This window comes from Candidatus Thiopontia autotrophica (assembly GCF_982804495.1).
This window is the reverse complement of record NZ_CEYDPX010000042.1, coordinates 1-4,454: the sequence shown is the minus strand read 5'-3', so window position 1 is coordinate 4,454 and position 4,454 is coordinate 1. Positions and strand designations below refer to the sequence as shown.

Genomic DNA, 4,454 nt, shown 5'->3' with positions numbered 1-4,454 from the left:
TTGATAATACTCAAGAATCCTCTCTCTACGCAGCTTCATGGTTGGTGTTACCAGCCCCTGCTCTATAGTCCATGATTCATTAAGGATAATCAGCCGTTTTACCTTTGCATATCCAGGAAATGAGGCCATGCGAGATGATATTCTCATCGACAACTCTTGTTTAGTGACCGCTCTCCCCTGTTCATTAACTACCACCAATGCGGAGAGGAATGGCCTGCCCTCTCCAGCTATTATCACTTGATCAATATATGGGTCCTGAAGAATGGCAATCTCGATATCGGCAGGTGAGATCTTCTCGCCATTGGAGAGAACCAGAATATCCTTTATTCTCCCGGTAATGTAGAGATGGTTATCCCGAACTTCAGCAACATCACCGGTATGCAGCCATTTTCCCGAATCAATTACCTTGTCTGTCTCTTCAGGTTGACCCCAATATCCCAGCATGATTCCTGGACCACGCACCAACAGCTCACCACCATCCTCCTTAATTTTTAACTCTGTTTTCGGTAACACCTCACCAACACTATCTGGATAGTTTGCCTCCGGATGGTTACTGCTGACGACTGGGCCACACTCGGTCAAACCGTATCCCTGCAGGATAGGGATACCAAAACCAAGAAATCGGTCTGCAATGGATGAGATCAGAGGGGCTCCACCAGAGACCACAATTCGCAACCTTCCTCCAAGCGCGGCTCTCACTTTTCTACCAATAACCAGATCCAATAATGGATAAAGTAATTGCGCAACACCCCATCTGGCTCGTCCCTGTTGGATCAGAAAATGTGTTATTCCCGCTCTCTCAGCCATTCTCACCAACCAGCGCATCAATCCAGAGGCATCTGCAAGCTTCTTCTCAAGGCGTTCATTGACCTTTTCAAATAGCCGGGGGACGGTTATCAATACCGTGGGTTGGATATCCTGTAGATCCTGTTGTACCGTAAATGCCGAACGGGCAAAAGCAACCGTTGCCCCAGCCATCATTGGAAGGTAACACCCCACCGTACGCTCCAAGGCATGGGAAAGAGGAAGAAAGGAGAGAAAGGTATCCCCCGGGAAGATCTCCGCAACAGAGAGTGCGCCACGACTATTTTCCAGAATGTTGCCATGAGAGAGCATCACCCCCTTGGGATTGCCTGTGGTGCCTGAGGTATAGATAATTGTTGCCAGATCATTCGGTGGGGTTGGCTGACTCTCTGCTTGAACAGCGTGCGCCCTCTGCCAGATGGTGCGAAGCTCAACTGAGCTTTCCCAATCTGATGAAATCAGGATTACCCTCTCCAGAGCTGAAGCTGCAACCAACGGTTGTAACGCCCCCCACTGCGCCATCTCTCTCAATATCAGGATCTTCGCGCCAGAGTGGGTAATCACATAAGCCATATTTTCCGCACGATCATTAAAGAACAGAGGAACTGTTACCATCCCCAGAGAGAGTGCAGCCTGATCAACACCAATCCAATCCGGTGAATTTTCCAGCAGAATAGCCAGACGCTCTCCCCGATCCACCACCACCTCAGACAACTGCTGCTTCCACAGCTCAACACGCCCGGCAATCTGTCTCCATCTAAGATCGACCCATAACCCCTGTTTACGGCTATGGAATTGATAGGCAACTCTATCCGGCGTGTTCTCAACACGATCCAGAAATAGCTGATGCAGGGTCTCTATATCCGATCCCACCCCGGAACCCTCTGAAAGCGTTCGCCAACCATCTGTTCTAGTTTAGACAACCGTCTCTCGATACTCTCTTTCCCCTGTTGCTTGATGTACTGCATTACACGACACTCAAATTTTCTGCAGATCGGCAAGTACCATCTCTGCCGATTGGGAGAACGCCCCCATCTCCTCCCTGTCCAGATCAAGTTCAACCACACTCTCCATTCCACTCTGCCCCAGTACCACCGGCACCCCCATGGCAATATCACTCTGCCCATACTCACCGTCAAGAATGGCCACACAGGGAAGGATCCTTCTCCGGTTCATACTCATCGCACTGATCATCTCTGCAACTGCAGCACCCGGGGCGTCATAGGCACTACTATTCTGCTTGAGCGCAAGAATCTCAGCACCGCCATCACGGGTTCGCTGAATCAGCTGCTGCAGTGGTTCCTCATCGATAAACTGTCTGACCGGAATACCATTAATGGTGGTAAAACGAGGCAGTGGCACCATGGTATCGCCATGACCACCCAATACCATCGCATTGATATCCTTGATTGAGAAGCCGGTCTCCATGGAGACAAAACTTGCCATGCGCATTGAATCCAGCACCCCGGCCTGCCCTATTACCCTGCTGCGATCCCACCCACTGCTCTTCCATGCATGGTAGGTCAACACATCAACCGGATTAGTCACCATGATGATGATTGCATCCGGGGCATGTTTAACAACATTACCGACAATACCGTCAATTACCTTCAGGTTGGTCTCCAGCACATCAGAGCGAGACATCCCCGGTTTGCGGGGAACCCCTGCGGTAATCACCACCACCTCGGACCCTGCCATCAGGGATGGATCATCGCTACCAGTCAGTTTGGTATCAAAACCGAGGATGGGCGCGGTCTCCTGAATATCAAGCGCAGTTCCAGAGGCGGCGCCCTCACTGATATCAATCAGAACCACCTCACGGGCATGCTCTCTTACTGCCAACAGGTGCGCAGTCGCCTCTCCAACACGGCCAGCCCCAACAATGGAAATCTTGTTCATATCAGATGACTCCTCTCCTTGATCTCATGGTTCAGAATTCGATCATTCTCACTATAATCAATTGGTACCTCAATCAGATGCACCCCGGGTGTCTCAAAACATTTGGTAATCACCTGCAACAGACAATCAGCACACTCGATACGATGCCCGTGTGCCCCATAGCTCCTGGCATAAAGGACAAAATCCGGGTTTCCGTAGTCCAGGCCAAAATCATCAAACCCCATATTTCGCTGCTTCCACTTGATCATCCCGTAGGCATCGTCCCGTAAAATCAGAATTACCAGATCAAGCTTCAGGCGCACTGCGGTCTCCAACTCCTGCGAGTTCATCATAAAACCGCCATCCCCACAGATCGCCATCACCTTGCGTTCTGGATAAACTGTTTTTGCCGCAATAGCTGATGGTAGTCCTGCACCCATGGTTGCCAGGGCGTTATCAAGCAGTACGGTATTGGATTGATAGGCTGGGTAATTTCTGGAGAACCAAATCTTGTAGACCCCATTATCCAGGGTAATAATTCCATCCTCCGGCATCACCTTTCTGATATCGGCAACCAGACGCTGCGGGTATACCGGGAAGCGGGGGTCATCCACCCCCTCAAGCAGGTGGTTGTCCAGATGTGCTTTTACCTCCATTACCCTGGCAAAATCCCAGCTACTCTTTGGTTCAATCTGATTGGCAATTCGTGCAAGTGAATTGGCAATATCTCCAATAACTCCGAGCTGTGGATGGTATACCGGATCCACCGCTGCGGTCAGGTAGTTGATATGAATAACGCTGGGCTTGTCTCCCTTCATAAAGAATGGGGGTTTCTCCACCACATCATGTCCCACATTGATAATAAGGTCAGCGACATCAATAGCTCGGTGAAGAAAATCTTCCGCCGAGAGTGCGGCGCACCCCAGAAAGCGAGGGTCCCTCTCGTCAATAACACCCTTCCCCATCTGGGTAGTGAAGAAGGGGATACCCGTCTTCTCAATAAACTTGGTCAGACTTTTGCTGGTTCGCTTGCGATTGCCACCCGCCCCAACCAAAATCAATGGACAAGAGGCATCCTCAATCATCTCTACCGCCATCTTGACCGATATAACATCGGCATCCGGACGACGAAACAGACTTTTTCTGATCAGTGGTGCATCCGTATGCTCCCGGGCAATATCCTCTGGCAGCTCCAGATGGGTGGCACCGGGACGCTCATTCTCGGCCTGGCGAAAGGCCTCTCTAACCCTGGTTGGAATATTCCTTGCGCTTACAATCTGGTGGGTAGTTTTGGTGAGTGGGTGCATCATGTCGACAATATCGACAATCTGAAAGTGGCCCTGCTTGCTACTCCTGACCGGTTTCTGCCCGGTAACCATCAGCATCGGCATCGCCCCAAGCTGGGCATAAGCTGCTGCCGTTACCAAATTGGTAGCCCCCGGCCCCAGAGTTGAGAGGCAGACCCCAGCCTTTCCAGTAAGACGCCCATAGGTTGCCGCCATAAAGCCTGCAGCCTGCTCATGACGGGTAAGAATAAGTTTGATGGATGAATCTTTGAGTGCATCCAGCAGGTCGAGATTCTCCTCTCCGGGAATCCCAAAGATATATTCAACCCCCTCAGCTTCCAAGGCTTTAACAAACAGCACAGCTGCCTTCATCAAGTTCCCCCTTTCTAGCAATCCCGCCTGGTAACACCTTACCCCCTTCACACTACAGAGAAAAGAGTTACGATTAAAAAATGGCTACTCTGATATTTCCTTACACTCCCCACC

Annotated in this window: 3 protein-coding genes; all 3 read right to left on the bottom strand. The window is 50.7% G+C overall.

Annotated features, from left to right (window positions below; translation table 11 throughout):
* A partial coding sequence (locus tag AC3ZFK_RS08170; protein ID WP_487507419.1) for an AMP-dependent synthetase/ligase occupies positions 1-1,677 on the bottom strand: 1,677 nt, incomplete at its 3' end.
* Between the two features lie 105 nt (positions 1,678-1,782).
* Complete coding sequence (gene mdh, locus AC3ZFK_RS08165; RefSeq protein ID WP_487507418.1) at positions 1,783-2,703, bottom strand: malate dehydrogenase; 921 nt, start codon at positions 2,701-2,703, stop codon at positions 1,783-1,785.
* Positions 2,700-4,340 carry an acetolactate synthase large subunit gene (locus AC3ZFK_RS08160; protein ID WP_489433784.1) on the bottom strand — a complete coding sequence of 547 codons (1,641 nt, stop codon included), beginning with the start codon at positions 4,338-4,340 and terminating at the stop codon, positions 2,700-2,702. The genes mdh and AC3ZFK_RS08160 overlap by 4 nt, the downstream gene beginning before the upstream one ends.
* Positions 4,341-4,454: the final 114 nt, after the last annotated feature.